This is a genomic window from Brevibacterium sp. FAM 24630 (genome assembly GCF_049804075.1).
In the GTDB taxonomy this organism is placed as follows: domain Bacteria; phylum Actinomycetota; class Actinomycetes; order Actinomycetales; family Brevibacteriaceae; genus Brevibacterium.
Map to the genome: position 1 here is coordinate 52,836 of NZ_JBNBZD010000008.1, position 15,260 is coordinate 68,095.

Below are 15,260 nucleotides of genomic sequence, written 5' to 3' on the forward strand. Positions count from 1 at the left end.
TCAGCCGGCGTCATCCTCGGCGGCGTCGACGGAGGCGATGATCTTCTGCATCACCGCGTGAAGATCACGCACTCCGTCGACGTCCATGCCGAGCTTGTCCATCATCTTTCCGGGAATGGTCTGTGCCGTCTCCCGCAGTCGCAGCCCTGTGGGTGTGAGTGTGACCTCGACGATCCGCTCGTCATGTTCGCTGCGCATCTTCGCCACATAGTCAAGCGCCTCGAGCCTCTTGACCAGGGGCGAGACGGTGGCCGGTTCGAGACGCAGCAGTCCCGCGATCTCACGCATCGTGAGCTTCTCGTGCTGCCACAGCGCAAGCATGACGAGGTACTGCGGGTGCGTGAGGTGGATCGGTTCGAGCACTGACCGGTACGCGCCGATCACTCCGCGTGAAGCCACGGCCAGAGCGAAGCAGATCTGGCTCTCCAATGCCAGGGGATTGTCCATTCGTCCCTGAGCGTCATCGGACTCGAGCATCGTCTCTCCTTCGGCCGTCCGTGCGACCGTCCGCGCGGCCTTCAATTAGTGCACTAATGATTAGGGTACACTGGATGTACAGTCGAAATTGTTCAGCAGCCCGCCGCAGCGGTGACTCGTCGATAGGATTCTCTTATGCCGTCCGCCTCGCAGGCTTCTCCCGACGATTCCGACAGACACTCGCGCAGTCACCGCACATCGCAGCGCGGAGTCGGCTGGCTCAACAACTTCTTCCGCAAGATCGTCGGTCCCGCACAGGTCGACAACACGCGTCCCGGTGGGTATTTCGAGGATGAGACCCTGCGCCACAAGCAGCTCGAGGCCATGGGCCTGGAGATGCGCACCGACGCCAGCGGCCATTCCTACGTGGTGAAGAAGACCGCCGACTGACCCGGCAGCCGCTGATCGCTGCGAACGTGCAAGGGCCGCCGCATCTGCGACGGCCCTTGAGCGTGTCACCTCCGGCCGAGGTCGGTGGCGCCCCGGTTCGGTCGGAAGTCGGCTGGGCCCACTCCCGACCGCGGTCGGTCACCGCCAGTCGGAGATGATGTCGACGAGCTCCCGACGCGGTCCCGTGTAGAACGGGATCTCTTCGCGCACGTGCAGCCGAGCTTCGGTATTGCGCAGATCGCGCATGAGGTCGACGATGCGGTGCAGCTCGGGGGCTTCGAAGGCGAGCAGCCACTCGTAGTCGCCGAGGGCGAAGGACGCGATCGTGTTCGCCTTGACGTCCTTGTAAGAGGCGGCGGCCATGCCGTGGTCGCGCAGCATCTTCGACCGTTCGGCGGGATCGAGTACGTACCAGTCGTAGGACCTCACGAACGGGTAGACGCAGATGTAGTCTCCGGGGACCTCGTCGACGAGCAGCGCCGGCAGGTGGCCCTTGTTGAACTCGGCCGGACGGTGGATGCCCACGACCGACCAGATCGGTTCGAGGACTCCGCCGAGCAGGCTGCGACGGATCACCGAGTAGGCGGCCTGGACGAGTTCGATGGTGGGCGCGTGGTACCAGAACATGACATCGGCGTCGGCGCGCAGGGCGGAGACGTCGTAGATGCCGCGGACGACGAGTCCCTGCTCCTTCAGCGGCTCGAGCCCGGTCAGCAGCTCCTCGGCGAGTTCGCCGCGGTCGGCGTCACCGAGCTCACCGGCCGAAGCGTAGACGGAATAGGCGATGTACCTCGTCTCGCTGTTCGCTTCTTCGATCTGGGCATCGGTCGGCTGAGTGTGGTCGCTCATTCCTGCTCCTTCTGTGATCTGTTCGTTCTGTATCGGTGGGTCAGTGTCAGTCGGTGAAGTTCAGTGGCTCGGATCCGTCGGCCGCGGCCCGTCGGCCTGCCGGGTCCGCTGGCGCTGTGCGACCGCCTCGGCGCGGGCGATACAGGCGGGGATCCCCACTCCTGCGAATGCCGATCCGGCCAGGTCGAGGCCGTCCAGCTCGGCGATCTGCGCATCGAGGCCGGCGATGCGCGCGGCGTGGCCGGGCAGGTACTGGGGCAGCGCGGAGTTCCACCGCTGGACTTCGGCAGCGAGGACCCGTGCACTCGAACGAGAGGTGATCGACTGCCAATCGGCGAAGGCCCGGTCGATGAGTTCCTCATCCGACGCCGTGGACCAGACCTCGGGTCCGTCGCCGAAGCGTCCGATGCTCATTCGCACCAGCGCGGTGCCGCGTGGGATGTGTGCGGCCGTCCACGGCCATTTGTTCGACACGAACGTCGAGGCCTTGATGAAGGTGTCCTCGGTCGCCGGAACGAGGAATCCCGACCCTTCCAGCTCGGTTCCGTCGAGGTCGACCAAGGCTGCCACGAGCGCTGTCGAAGCGTAGGGAATGCTCGCGAGAGTCGCTGAAGCGTCGGGAGCCGTTTCGGTGAGCAGCCCGGCACTGATGTGGGCCGGTGTGGCCAGGACCAATCCGTCGGATTCCACCTCGAACCCGTCGCCGGAGACCGTCCACGTGCTGGCCCCACGACGGATTCGTGTGACCCCGGCACCAAGCCTCACCGTCCCACCGTTGGTCTCGAACGCTTCGCGCAGGGCGGGGATGAGGCGGTTGATGCCGCCTTCGAAGCTCATGAACACCGGTTCCTGCTCAGTCCCGGATCTCGCGTTCGCCTCGCGGGCGGCGAGGAGTTCGGCGACGAGGTCGAGCACCGAGGTGCCCTCGACCGCGGCGGGCAGGAGCGCGGGCACCGTTTCGGCCAGAGACAGATCCCGGCAGCGGCCGGCGTAGACCCCGCCGAGGAGCGGATCGACGAGCGAGTCGACGACGGCATCGCCGAGGCGCGCGGACAGGAAGTCTCCCAAGGAGACATCGTCGGTGTCGATCGCCGCAGTGAGCGTTTCGGCCGCCAAACGGTCGGCCGCCTCGGTGCCGATGAGGGCTTCGACTTCTGCGGCGTCGGCGGGCACCCCCATGATGGTGCGCTTCGGAATCGCATGCAGCTGCCCGCGGTTGAGCACCTGGGAGCTGTGGCGGGTGGAGGGGAAGACCGTGTCGAGGCCGAGTTCGCGGGCCAGGCCTTTGGTCTCGGGTCGGCGGTTGAGGCTCGCTTCGGCACCGGAGTCGATGCCGATGGGCACAGCACCGCCGAGGGTGGTCGGCCTGAGGCACCCGCCGAGGCGATCGGCCGCCTCGAGCAGCGTGACTTCGTGGTCGGCGGAGAGACGGTAGGCGGTGACGAGCCCGGAGACGCCTCCCCCGACGACGGTGATGTGCTTCATCGGATCAGCTGCGGCGACCGAGGATCTCTGCCGAGACTCGGTGCACGAGGTCGACGATGCGACCGGGCACCTCGGGGTCGGTGTCCGGCAGCACTCCGTGGCCGAGGTTGAAGACGAATCCGCCGTCGAGTTCCAGCCCCTTCTTCACGATGGCCTCGACTCGCGGAGCGAGTGCTTCCCACGGGGCGAAGAGGAGTGCGGGGTCGAGGTTGCCCTGCAGCGCCCGTCCGGACGGGACTCGGGTGGCGGCATCGGCGAGGTCGACGCGGAAGTCGACGCCGACGGCCGTCGATCCGGCCCGCGACATCGAGCTCAGCAGCTCACCGGTCTGGACGCCGAAGTGGATGCTGGGAACCTCGTGAGCCGCCAGTGCTGAGAACACCGAGGTGGAGTGCTCGAGGACGTGGTCTTCGTAGTCTGCACGGCTGAGATAGCCGGCCCAGGAGTCGAAGAGCTGGAAGGCCTTCGCACCCGCCTGCAGCTGGACGTCGATGAAAGTGGTGGAGATGCGGGCGAGCTTCGCCAGCAGTGCGGAGAAGGATTCGGGGTCGGAGGCCATGAGCGACTTCGTCTTCTCATGGTTCTTGCTCGGGCCGCCTTCGATGAGGTAGCTGGCGAGCGTGAATGGGGCTCCGGCGAAGCCGATGAGCGGGGTCGCCTCGCCGAGTTCGGCAGTCACCCGCTGGATCGATTCGGTGATGTCGGGAATGTCGGCGACGTCGAGTTCGGGCAGGGCGTCGATGTCGGTGCGGCTGCGCACCGGGTGCGCGATGACCGGTCCGACGCCGGGGACGATTTCGACGTCGACGCCTGCGGCCTGCAGGGGGACGACGATATCGGAGAAGAAGATGGCCGCATCGACACCGTGGCGGCGCACGGGCTGGAGGGTGATCTCGGAGACGAGCTCGGGATCGCGGCAGGCATCGAGCATCTTCGTGCCTTCGCGCAGCTTCCGATACTCGGGCAGAGAGCGGCCGGCCTGCCGCATGAACCAGACGGGAGTGTGCGGCACCGGCTCCGAACGCAGGGCGGCCAACAGGGGTGATGTCATGACCCCATCTTCCCATTCTTCGCCAGACGATGACCAACTGCGCTCCGGTTTCAAGACACCGCGTCTTAACCGTCGTCGCGGTGCGCGCGAGCCGAATCTCCGGGGGGCGCCTCGGCGTGGGCGATTCCCCCGCCCGGTGTGCTGATCTATCGTGTCAAGTGTGGTCAACACCTCACCTCTCAATCGCATTCCGGCGGAGTTCTCGGCCGTGACTTCGGTGCTGCGTCAGGCACGCAGCACGAACAATGTGTCGATCTCCGAGATTCCGGCGCCGGCACGGCTGGCGCCCTACTCCTATGCGCTCGGTGCCGAAGTCAGCGCCGACGAGACCTTCCTGCGGGCCAGCGGCGAGACCATCGACGAACTCGCCACCGGCCGCATCGTCGTCCTCTTCGACCCGGCCGCACCCGAGGAATGGGAAGGCCGCTTCCGGGTGGTCTCCTATATTCGGGCAGAGCTCGAACACGAACTCGGCAATGAGACGATGCTCGGTCACGTGGCGTGGAGTTGGCTCGAGGACGCCCTGGAAGCCAACGACTGCCAGGTGCTCGCCGCCGGCGGGACGACGACCCGGGTGCTGTCGGAGAGCTTCGGCACCTTGGCCGATCGTCCGGCCACGATAGACTTGGAGCTGCGCGCTTCGTGGACACCCGTGATTGACGAGCCGGATCTGATCGGCAATCACTTCGAAGCCTGGATCGATCTGCTCAGCACAGTCGCCGGACTGCCACCACTTCCTGAAGGAGTCACTGCCCTGCCCGGGCGCCGTCGATGACATCTGAACTACCGCTTTTGGAAACACCCGCGAATGGCGTCCCCGACGTTGTCGACACCCCGGACGGACTCTCCTCCTCGGTCGCCAGCCTGGCTGCCGCCGATGGGCCGATCGCCATCGATGCCGAACGGGCCTCGGGCATCAGATATGGGCAGCGAGCGTTCCTCATCCAGCTGCGTCGCGAGGGTGCAGGCACGTTCCTCCTCGATTCCGAGACCCTCGGAGACCTCAGCGATCTCAATCCCGCGTTCGGCTCCGACGAGTGGGTCATCCATTCGGTGACTCAGGATCTTCCCTGCCTGCAGGAGCGCGGCATGCGCCCGGCGGCGCTGTTCGACACCGAGCTGGCCGCACGGCTCCTCGGCTGGGAGAAATTCGGTCTGGCGGCGGTCGCCGAACGCACTCTGGGTGTGCGTCTGGCCAAAGAGCATTCGGCCGCCGACTGGTCCACCCGGCCCCTGCCGAAGGCGTGGCTGAACTATGCCGCCCTCGACGTCGAAGTGCTCCTGCCGATCCGTGACATCCTCCATCAGTCGCTGCTCGAGGTCGATCGCTGGGAGTACGCACGCCAGGAGTTCACGCACCTGCTCGACTTCGAACCGAAGCATTTCGACGAACCGTGGCGGCGCACGCACGGCCTGTCGAAACTGCGTTCACGCCGCGATATCGCCCGGGTCCGCGAACTCTGGCGGGCGCGCGACGCCATGGCCTTCGAGTCCGATATCGCCCCGAGCAAGGTGCTGCGCGACCGTGACCTCGTCGCTCTCGCCCAATCCGGAGTGAAGTCCAGCGATGACATCATGACGAAGTGGCGCCGACTCTCCCGTGCCGAGGCGGCCCGCCTCTTCCGCGCCTACCGCAAGGCCTCCCGCCTCACCGCCGAAGAGCTCCCGCCGAAGCAGGAGGGCGGACGGCAGCGACGCAGCCCGTTCAGCCATACCGATCTCAAGGACCGTATCGCGGCACTGAAGGCGGCGATGGCCGAACTGTCGAAGCAGCTGACGATCCCCCACGATGTGCTGCTCCAGCCGGCCCTGGTGAAGTCCCTGGCCGCTCAGCCCGTCGTCGATGTCGCAGACTTCCTCGCCGAGGCGGGCGCGCGCCCCTGGCAGATCGAGCTGAGCACTCCGGTGCTCTCGACGACCCTGGCCGGCCTCCCCCGACCCTGAGGGCGACCTCGTCTGCTCCCCTGGAAGCAACTGCGATCGCTTCCCTGAGGACGACTGCGACCGCTGCCCTCCGATCGACCGTGTCCGCTGCCTGAGTGGAATCGTCACACCGCGCGGCGGGAACTCTGATCGGCACGGTCGGCTACCTCGGCGGGCAGGGCGCCGACGATGTCGGAGACGATCGTGTCAGCGTCGAGTCCCACGTGTGCGAGGATCTCTTCGCGCGTTCCCTGCGGCAGGAATTCGTCGGGCACCCCGAGTTCGAGGACCCCGATCCGCGAGTCCGCCTCGCGCAGGTCGGATCTGATCTGCGAACCGATGCCGCCGATCTTCACCCCGTCTTCGATCACAACGACGAGGCTGTGCTGTGCCGCGAGGTCGATGACGGAATCGGGCACGGGCAGCACCCAACGGGGGTCGACGATCGTGGCGGTGATGCCTCGATCGGCCAGCTTCTCGGCGACGTCCTCAGCCAGCAGGGCGAAGGGACCGACGGAGACGATGAGCACATCCGGTTCGGAACCGGCGGGCCTGTCACGGAGGACATCGACGCCATCGCCGAGCCGCCTCAGCGCGGGGATGTCGGCTCCGACGCCGCCGCGCGGGAAGCGCAGGACCGTCGGCCCGTCGGTGACGGCGACCGCTTCGCTCAGCTCTTCGACCAGTCGAGCGGCGTCCCGAGGTGCGGCGAGTCGGAGGCCGGGAACGATGCGCAGCATGGCGATGTCCCAGATGCCGTGGTGACTGGCCCCGTCGGGACCGGTGATGCCGGCGCGGTCGAGGACGAAGGTGACGCCCTGGCGGTGGAGGGCGACGTCCATGAGCATCTGGTCGAAGGCACGGGTGAGGAATGTCGAGTAGATGCATACGACCGGGTGGAGCCCGCCGTAGGACAGGCCCGCCGCCGAGGCGACCGCATGCTGTTCGGCGATGCCGACGTCGAAGACCCTGTCAGGGAATTCCTCGGCGAATTTCGCCAGTCCCACCGGGGTGAGCATGGCCGCGGTGACGGCGACGATATCGTCACGCTCCTCGGCGAGTTCGCAGATCTGGGTGCCGAACACCGAGGTCCACGACGTCGACTTCGACGGTGTCGCCTTGCCCGTGACCGGGTCGATGATGCCGACGGAGTGGAATTGGTCCGTGTCGTCGTTGACCGCCGGGTCGTAGCCGTGCCCCTTCTGCGTGATCATGTGGACGATGACGGGGCCGCCGTCGTACTGTTTGGCCAGCTGCAGGGCCTTTTCGACCGAGGACAGATCGTGGCCGTCGACAGGGCCCAGATACTTGATGCCGAGTTCGTCGAACATTCCCGTCTGCGGCGGGCTGACCATGTCTTTGAGTCCGCGTTTGACACCGTGGATCGCACTGTAGGCCGCGCGGCCGGGCGCACCGGACTGACGCAGCGTCTCTTTGCCCCAGCTCAGCAGCTTCTCGTAGCCGGAGGTCGTGCGCAGCTCGTCGAGGTGGGCGGCGAATCCGCCGACGGTCGGGGCGTAGGAGCGGCCGTTGTCGTTGACGATGATGACCAGCCGCCTCGGCGGGGTCGACGTGTCGGCGGCGATCGTGTTGAGCGCTTCCCAGGCCATGCCTCCGGTCAGCGCCCCGTCGCCGATGACGGCGACGACGTGGCGGTCCCTCTCACCGGTGAGTTGACGGGCTTTTGCGATGCCGTCGGCCCAGGACAGGGAGGCCGAGGCGTGGGAGTTTTCGACGACGTCGTGGTCGCTCTCTGCCCGGCTCGGGTAGCCGGAGAGTCCCTCACGCTGGCGCAGGGTGGAGAATTCCTCGCAGCGGCCGGTGAGCAGTTTGTGCACATAGGTCTGGTGGCCGACGTCGAAGATGATGGTGTCCCGTGGGGAGTCGAAGACTCGGTGGATGCCCATGGTGAGTTCGACGACGCCGAGGTTGGGGCCCAGATGTCCGCCGGTGCCGGCCACCGTGGTCACGAGGTAGTCGCGGATCTCTTTGGTCAGCACCTCGCACTCGCCGGCGTCGAGCCGGGCCAGATCGCTCGGCGAGTGGATCGTTTCGAGGAAGGTCATCTCACTTCTCACATCATCGTTGACGGGCGGACTCCAATCGCCACATTCTATCGCGCACCTCCCGGAGCGCCCCACCCCACTGCGGATACTTCCTCGCGCCGCGTCCATCTCCTCCCACTGGCCATGCATCATGCACCGCCGCCCGCCCCCGCTCTCCCCGCCGACGGCAGGGCATCCCTCACCCTCAGCGGGACACCGCCCCGGTGCACCACGATGTTGAGACGCTGACGGTGAGGGATGCTCCGCCCACCGTTGCCCGTCGCCCAGGGACGACGAAGGCCGGTGGGAAGAATCCCACCGGCCTTCGTTCACTGCAGGCTGCCCTGTACGTGGCGGTCGCAGCGAGTCACTGACTCACTGAGACCGAGCGCCCGGGCGCATCTCCTGCGATCAGGCGGTTGCCAGCTGACGCAGAACGTACTGCAGGATGCCGCCGTTGCGGTAGTAGTCGGCTTCACCCGGGGTGTCGATGCGCACCACGGCGTCGAATTCGACCTTCGTGCCGTCTTCCTTCTCGGCGGTGACCTTCACGGTCTCGGGGGTCTTGCCCTCGTTGAGTTCCGTGATGCCTTCGATGGAGAAGGTCTCGGTGCCGTCGAGGCCGAGCGACTCGGTCGATTCGCCGGCGGGGTACTGCAGCGGCAGCACACCCATGCCGATGAGGTTCGAGCGGTGGATGCGCTCGAAGCTCTCGGTGATGACCGCTTCGACTCCGAGCAGCTTCGTGCCCTTGGCGGCCCAGTCACGCGAGGATCCCGATCCGTATTCCTTGCCGCCGAGGACGACGAGCGGAGTGCCGGCGGCCTCGTAGTTGACGGAAGCGTCGTAGATCGTCGTCTGCGGTCCGCCCTCCTGCGTGAAGTCGCGGGTGAAGCCACCCTGGACTCCGTCGAGGAGCTGGTTCTGCAGGCGGATGTTCGCGAACGTTCCGCGGATCATGACTTCGTGGTTGCCGCGGCGCGAGCCGTAGGAGTTGAAGTCCTTGCGCTCGACACCGTTCTCGACGAGGTACTTGCCGGCCGGGGTATCGGCCTTGAAGGAACCTGCGGGCGAGATGTGGTCGGTGGTCACCGAGTCGCCGAGCTTCGCGAGCACGCGCGCACCCTTGATGTCCTCGACGGCCTCGGGCTCGAGTCCCATGCCGTCGAAGAAGGTGGGCTTGCGCACGTAGGTCGACTTGTCGTCCCACTCGAAGATCTTGCCCTCAGGGGTGTCGAGCTGCTGCCAGCGCTCGTCACCGTCGAAGATCCGGCCGTATTCGTTGTCGAACATATCGGTCGAGATCGACGAGGCGATGACCGACTCGACCTCCTCCGGCGCGGGCCAGAGGTCCTTGAGGTAGACGTCGACGCCTTCGGAGTCCTTGCCCAGCGGCTGGTTCTCGAAGTCGAAGTCCATCGTCCCGGCCAGCGCGTAGGCGATGACCAGCGGAGGCGAGGCGAGGTAGTTCATCTTCACGTCGGGGCTGATGCGGCCCTCGAAGTTGCGGTTACCCGACAGGACAGCGGTGACCGAGAGGTCGTTGTCCTGAATGGTGTCGGAGATCTCCTGGTCCAGCGGACCCGAGTTGCCGATGCAGGTGGTGCAGCCGTAGCCGACGATGTAGAAGTTCAGAGCCTCGAGATCCTCGATGAGCCCGGCCTTCTCGTAGTAGTTGGTCACGACCTTCGAACCCGGAGCGATCGAGGTCTTGACCCACGGCTTGGAGTTGAGTCCGCGCTTGCGGGCGTTGCGGGCCAGCAGGCCGGCGGCCATCATCACCGAGGGGTTCGAGGTGTTCGTGCACGAGGTGATCGAAGCGATCGCCACAGCGCCGTTGGCCAGCTCGAACTGGTCTCCGTCACCGGTGGTGACGTCGACGGACTTCGACTCCTCGCCGGGTGCGGCGTAGTTGTGGATGTCCTTGGCGAACTGGTTCTTGGCATCGGAGAGTTCGATGCGGTCCTGCGGGCGCTTCGGTCCGGAGATCGAGGGCACCACGGTGGACAGATCGAGTTCGATGTACTCGGAGTACTCGACTTCGTTCTCCGGGTCGTGCCACAGCCCCTGGGTCTTGGCGTAGTCCTCGACGAGCTGGATCTGCTCGTCCGAGCGGCCGGTGAGCTTGAGGTAGTCGATGGTGACCTCGTCGATCGGGAAGATCGCGGCGGTCGAACCGAACTCGGGGCTCATGTTGCCGATCGTCGCACGGTTGGCCAGCGGCACCTCGGCCACACCCTTGCCGTAGAACTCGACGAACTTGCCGACGGCACCGTGCTGACGGAGCATGTCGGTGATCGTGAGCACGACGTCGGTCGCGGTCACACCGGAGGGGATCTCACCGGTGAGCTTGAAGCCGACGACGCGCGGGATGAGCATCGACACGGGCTGGCCGAGCATTGCTGCCTCGGCCTCGATGCCGCCTACGCCCCAACCGAGCACACCGAGGCCGTTGACCATGGTGGTGTGCGAGTCGGTGCCGACCAGGGTGTCCGGGTAGGCCCGGAGGACTCCGTCGACCTCGCGCGGCATGACCACGCGAGCCAGGTGCTCGATGTTGACCTGGTGGACGATGCCCATGCCCGGAGGCACGACCTTGAAGTCTTCGAATGCGGTCTGGCCCCAGCGCAGGAACTGGTAGCGCTCACCGTTGCGCTGGTATTCGATGTCCATGTTCAGTTCGACGGCGTCGGCGGTGCCGAAGCGGTCGATCTGCACCGAGTGGTCGATGACCAGCTCGGCCGGAGCCAGCGGGTTGACCTGATCCGGCTTGCCGCCGAGCTCGACGACCTTCTCACGCATGGTGGCGAGGTCGACGATGCAGGGCACACCGGTGAAGTCCTGCATCACCACGCGGGCCGGGGTGAACTGGATCTCGGTGTCCGGCTCGGCATTGGGGTCCCAGCTGCCGAGCGCCTCGATGTGCTCCGAGGTGATGTTTGCGCCGTCTTCCGTGCGCAGAAGGTTCTCCAGCAGCACTTTGAGGCTGAAGGGAAGCTTTTCCGATCCCTTGACCTTGTCGAGGCGATAGATCTCATAATCCTTATCGCCCACGGTCAGGGTGCTCTTCGATTTGAACGTATCGACGTTGCTCATCGTGATTCTCCTGTTTCATCCGATACTCATCCAAGAAACCGGACCGTTCCGAGTCTGCGGGCAGGCCCTTGCGCCGCGCACCGATTTACGCGACACATATGTTTCCAAAAGTATCTTGACGTCAAGATAAATTCTATCTCATTCGAGGGGCTTTGACCACTGTGGCACACGGAGGTTCGAACCCTCCGGTCGGGTTTTCCCCTCACTCATCTGCGGTCATCACCAGGGACGCCGCCGTGGCGCGGTGCCTAATGTGAGAACCGCGTCGAGGACATCGTCGCATACTCGCATCAGCACCGAGGAGACCCCCATGGACCCGTTCACGCTCGGCGCCGGATTCGGCTTCGGCGCACTGCTCGTCGGCATCATCTTCGCCGTGATCTGCAATTCCTTCGCCAGGGAGAAGGGCCGATCCGCCGGCTGGTGGGGACTGTGGGGATTCCTCACGACGTTCATCGCCCTCATCGTCCTCGTGCTCCTCCCCCGCCGGACCCCGGCCGGATGATCCCTCGCCGAGGCGGCTCCACCACTGACCGCGGCCCTCATCGAGGCGGCGCTGCCGGGGACGTCGACCTCACCTCCGGAGGACGGTGACCGTCTCCAGGTGTGAGGTGAGCGGGAAGAGATCGAAGCCGGTGAGGCTCTCGATCGCGAATCCCCCGCCGGTCAGCTGCGCGAGGTCGCGGGCCAGCGTCGCCGGGTCGCAGGAGACATAGACCAGAGTCCGCGCCGAGGATCCGATGAGCGCCGAGGTCACCGCCTTCCCTGCCCCTGCCCGCGGCGGGTCGAGGATGATGACATCGGATTCGGGCAGGCGGGCCCGATCGACGTCGAGGGTGAGGAACCGGGCGTCGAGATCGGCGGCGTTCGCACGTGCGTGCTCGATCGCCGGTCCGACCCCTTCGACTCCGAACAGCGGTGCTCCCGTCGCCCGTGCCGCGGAGATGCCGAGCAGACCGACTCCGCAGTAGAGGTCGGTGAGCGACTTCACTCGGTCGGGCAGCGCGGCGCTGACTTCCGCGCTGAGCAGTTCGGCCGCATCCCGGTGCACCTGCCAGAACCCGTCGGCGGCGACGGTGAAGTCCCGTCCCGCGACCGTCTCGGTGAGGTTCCGGCGGCCGCGGACGATGGTGAGCTCGGCGGGAGGACGCCTGCGGCCGCGTCCGCGCCCCCTGCGCTTGCCGTGATCGGGCCCGGCCGCCTCGGCGAGCAGAGAGAAGGAAGCGGGCAGCCACGCGTCGATCTCGGCGAGGACCTCAGCGGTGGGGCGCCCGCGGACGATGAGTGCTCCATGGTCTCCGGACCAAGCGAATTCGAGCCTGCGTGCCCCCGGTGCACGCAGCGCTGCGATGTCGAGGTCGTGGAGCGCTCCGGCGGCCAACGGCGGAGTGTTCACGGGAATGACATCGTGTGAACGGGACGCGAGCATTCCCGGCCGGCCCTCGGCGTCGACGGCCAGTTGGACGCGGGTGCGCCAGTCGGTGCCGTCGGTCTCGTGCGGTGCCGGCCGGACCTCGACCTGCCGATCGATGTGGCCGATGCGCGCCAGCTGGTCGGTGAGCACTTCGGCTTTGAGGGTCCGCGAATGGGCGATGTCGACATGTGCGTATTCCATGCCGCCGAAGCCGGTCGCTGCTTCGTCGGCGGCACCGGCCGGACCGCCGGCCTGTCCGTCGAACCGGTAGGCGGCACGACGGTCAGCGACACGGTGGGGTGAGGCTTCGAGCACCTCGGTGACTTCGGCGCGGAGGAATCTCGCGGCCGGTCCCGCGGCGGTGCGTGCCCGGACCCTCTCACCGGGCAGGGCACCCGAGACGAACACGACCTGTCCGTCGTGGCGGGCGATGGAGGTGCCTCCGGCTGCCGGGGACTCGATGTCGAGGGTGAGATCCTGGGCGGGAACCGATGTGTCGCTCATGAGTGTTCTATGCCTGCCTGTACAGAGAGGGGTCGGGGCCGTCTCCGCCGTATTGGCGGGAGAACGACCTCAGCCGCCACGGCACGGAGACCACGACGACGTTGGGGACGAGGAGCAGGCGGGTGCGCAGCTTGAGCGCGACCTGGTTGTGCAGGATGTGCTCCCACCAGCGGCCGACGACGAACTGCGGGATGTAGACGATGACGAGATCTCGCGGAGACCGCCTGCGGATGGCGAGGATGTGCGCAAGCATCGGACGGACGAGTTCGCGGTACGGCGAGCCGAGGACCGTCAGCGGCACCGGCAGCTCCATCGCGTTCCACCGCTTCTGCAGATCGGCTGCGGCATCCTCATCGACGGCCACGGTGACGGCCTCGAGCTGGCTCGACCGTGTGACTCGGGCATAGGAGAGGGCGCGCATGGTGGGTTTGTCGATCTCGCTGACGACGACGATGGCGTGTGTGTTCGACGGGATGGTCCGCGAATTCACATCGGCGTCCGGGGCGAGCTCCCGGGCCACGCGGGAGTAGTGGCGGTGGATGGCACCCATGATGAGGTAGAGACCGGCCATCGCGAACACGGCCAACCAGGCACCGGCGAGGAACTTCGAGACGATGACGACGAAGAGGACTCCGGCGGCCAGCACGCACCCGACTCCGTTGACGGCCCGGTTGAAGTGCATCCGCATCCGGGTCTTCGAGTCGATGACCAAGCGCAGCCGCTTTCGCCAGTGCAGGACCATGCCCGCCTGTCCGAGGACGAAGCTGGCGAAGACCCCGACGAGGTAGAGCTGAATGAGCATCGTCGCCGAGGCGCTCGTGGCGATGACGAGGACGATCGCGGCCCCCGCGAGCAGGAGGATGCCGTTGGAGAAGGTGAGCCGGTCACCCTTCGTCGCCAGCTGTCGGGGCAGGAATTCGTCGCGCGCCAATCGGGAGGCCAGTCCCGGGAAGCCTTCGACGGCGGTGTTCGCGGCGGCGATGAGCACGAGGGCGGTGATGAGCACGACGATGTAGAACATCACGGGTGCGTTATCGAAGATCGCATGTGCAAGCTGAGCGAGCACGGGTTCCTGCTCGTATTCGGCACTGATCGGGCTGCCGTCGCCGCGGACGAGGTAGAGGTGCGGGTCGTCGACGTATTTGATGCCGGTGGCCGAGGCCAGGTAGGTCAGCCCGGTGAGCATGAGGGCGGCGAGCAGGCCGGACAGCAGCAGGGTGTTGCCGGCGTTCTTGCCGCGCGGCTTCTTGAACGCCGGCACCGCGTTGGCTACGGTCTGGACACCGGCCAGGGCAACGGCTCCCGAGGAGAAGGCGCGGAGCACGATGAGGACCGTGGCCAGTCCGAGGGTCGCCTGGTCGCCGACGCTGCCGTGGACGACCGTGTAGTCGGCGGTCTGGGCGTGCGGGGTGTCGCCGAAGCCGACCCTGATGAGGCCCACGCACATGGTGAGGAACACGGCGCCGAGGAACAGGTAGGTCGGCACGGCCAGGAGCATCGGCGTCGCCCGGGATCCACGCAGGCCCGCGAGGCAGATGAGCAGGATGCCGACGATCGCCACCGGCACCCGATAGGGCGCGAGCGGCGGGAAGGCCGTCGTGATGTACGCGGCGAACACCGTCATCGATACGGCCAGGGTGAGCACATAGTCGACGAGCAGGGCCGCGGCGACGACGAGCCCGGCACCGGAGCCGAGGTTCTTCGAGGCCACCTCGTAGTCGCCTCCGCCGGAGGGGTAGGCCCTGACATTGATGCGATAGCAGGCGACGATCACGAGGATGACGATGCCCACGGCCACGCCGATCCACGGGGCCACCGTCAGGGCCACGAGTGAGGTCAGCGACAGTGCCAACAGGATCTCATCGGGAGCGTAGGCCACCGATGAGAGCATGTCGGAGGCGAAGACGGGCATTGCGATGCGCTTCTTCAGCGCCGGCGCACGCCTGTCCTCACTGCGGAAGGGCCGTCCAACGAGTAGTCTTTTGACGGCATCAGAAAAACTGCTGGCCACGGCAACCAATGGTAG

12 protein-coding genes are annotated in these 15,260 nt (G+C 66.4%); 4 read left to right on the forward strand and 8 right to left on the reverse strand.

Annotation, left to right across the window (positions count from 1 at the left end; all coding sequences use genetic code 11):
* Positions 1-477: a MarR family winged helix-turn-helix transcriptional regulator gene (locus tag ACPUD7_RS08125; protein WP_240689973.1), complete on the reverse strand. Its 477-nt coding sequence runs from the start codon at positions 475-477 to the stop codon at positions 1-3.
* Between the two features lie 135 nt (positions 478-612).
* Here ACPUD7_RS08125 and ACPUD7_RS08130 point away from each other — a divergent pair, with 135 nt between their 5' ends.
* The gene (locus tag ACPUD7_RS08130; RefSeq protein ID WP_425119588.1) at positions 613-867 is read left to right on the forward strand and encodes a hypothetical protein; all 255 of its coding nucleotides are present in this window, start codon (positions 613-615) and stop codon (positions 865-867) included.
* 138 nt (positions 868-1,005) lie between these two features.
* Here the strand turns inward: ACPUD7_RS08130 and hemQ are convergent, their stop codons facing one another.
* Genes hemQ through hemE form a run of 3 tightly spaced genes read right to left on the reverse strand, consistent with a single transcriptional unit; the run spans position 1,006 to position 4,252 of the window.
* On the reverse strand, positions 1,006-1,716 hold the full coding sequence (gene hemQ, locus ACPUD7_RS08135; RefSeq protein ID WP_135541226.1) for a hydrogen peroxide-dependent heme synthase: 711 nt from the start codon (positions 1,714-1,716) through the stop codon (positions 1,006-1,008).
* Positions 1,717-1,776: 60 nt separating this feature from the next.
* Positions 1,777-3,201, reverse strand: a complete 1,425-nt coding sequence (gene hemG / locus ACPUD7_RS08140; protein WP_425119589.1) for a protoporphyrinogen oxidase — start codon at positions 3,199-3,201, stop codon at positions 1,777-1,779.
* Positions 3,202-3,205: 4 nt separating this feature from the next.
* Entirely contained in the window at positions 3,206-4,252 is a 1,047-nt protein-coding gene (hemE, locus tag ACPUD7_RS08145) for a uroporphyrinogen decarboxylase (RefSeq protein WP_425119590.1), read from the reverse strand.
* A gap of 160 nt (positions 4,253-4,412) precedes the next feature.
* Here hemE and ACPUD7_RS08150 point away from each other — a divergent pair, with 160 nt between their 5' ends.
* A complete protein-coding gene (locus ACPUD7_RS08150; protein WP_135541232.1) occupies positions 4,413-5,027 on the forward strand; it encodes a DUF3000 domain-containing protein in 615 nt (204 codons plus the stop codon).
* 17 nt (positions 5,028-5,044) lie between these two features.
* Positions 5,045-6,196 (forward strand): ribonuclease D, encoded by a 1,152-nt coding sequence (locus ACPUD7_RS08155; RefSeq protein ID WP_240689975.1) that lies wholly within the window; start codon positions 5,045-5,047, stop codon positions 6,194-6,196.
* Between the two features lie 104 nt (positions 6,197-6,300).
* On the opposite strand, the gene dxs is transcribed toward ACPUD7_RS08155, so the two are convergent.
* Positions 6,301-8,241 carry a 1-deoxy-D-xylulose-5-phosphate synthase gene (dxs, locus tag ACPUD7_RS08160; protein ID WP_425119591.1) on the reverse strand — a complete coding sequence of 647 codons (1,941 nt, stop codon included), beginning with the start codon at positions 8,239-8,241 and terminating at the stop codon, positions 6,301-6,303.
* 390 nt (positions 8,242-8,631) lie between these two features.
* Positions 8,632-11,316 (reverse strand): aconitate hydratase AcnA, encoded by a 2,685-nt coding sequence (gene acnA / locus ACPUD7_RS08165; protein WP_135541238.1) that lies wholly within the window; start codon positions 11,314-11,316, stop codon positions 8,632-8,634.
* Between the two features lie 310 nt (positions 11,317-11,626).
* Here acnA and ACPUD7_RS08170 point away from each other — a divergent pair, with 310 nt between their 5' ends.
* Complete coding sequence (locus ACPUD7_RS08170; RefSeq protein ID WP_135541240.1) at positions 11,627-11,821, forward strand: hypothetical protein; 195 nt, start codon at positions 11,627-11,629, stop codon at positions 11,819-11,821.
* Between the two features lie 69 nt (positions 11,822-11,890).
* On the opposite strand, the gene ACPUD7_RS08175 is transcribed toward ACPUD7_RS08170, so the two are convergent.
* Both ACPUD7_RS08175 and ACPUD7_RS08180 read right to left on the reverse strand, forming a co-directional pair.
* Positions 11,891-13,234: a class I SAM-dependent RNA methyltransferase gene (locus tag ACPUD7_RS08175; RefSeq protein WP_135541242.1), complete on the reverse strand. Its 1,344-nt coding sequence runs from the start codon at positions 13,232-13,234 to the stop codon at positions 11,891-11,893.
* Between the two features lie 7 nt (positions 13,235-13,241).
* The gene (locus tag ACPUD7_RS08180; protein ID WP_425119592.1) at positions 13,242-15,146 is read right to left on the reverse strand and encodes an APC family permease; all 1,905 of its coding nucleotides are present in this window, start codon (positions 15,144-15,146) and stop codon (positions 13,242-13,244) included.
* Positions 15,147-15,260 lie beyond the last annotated feature (114 nt).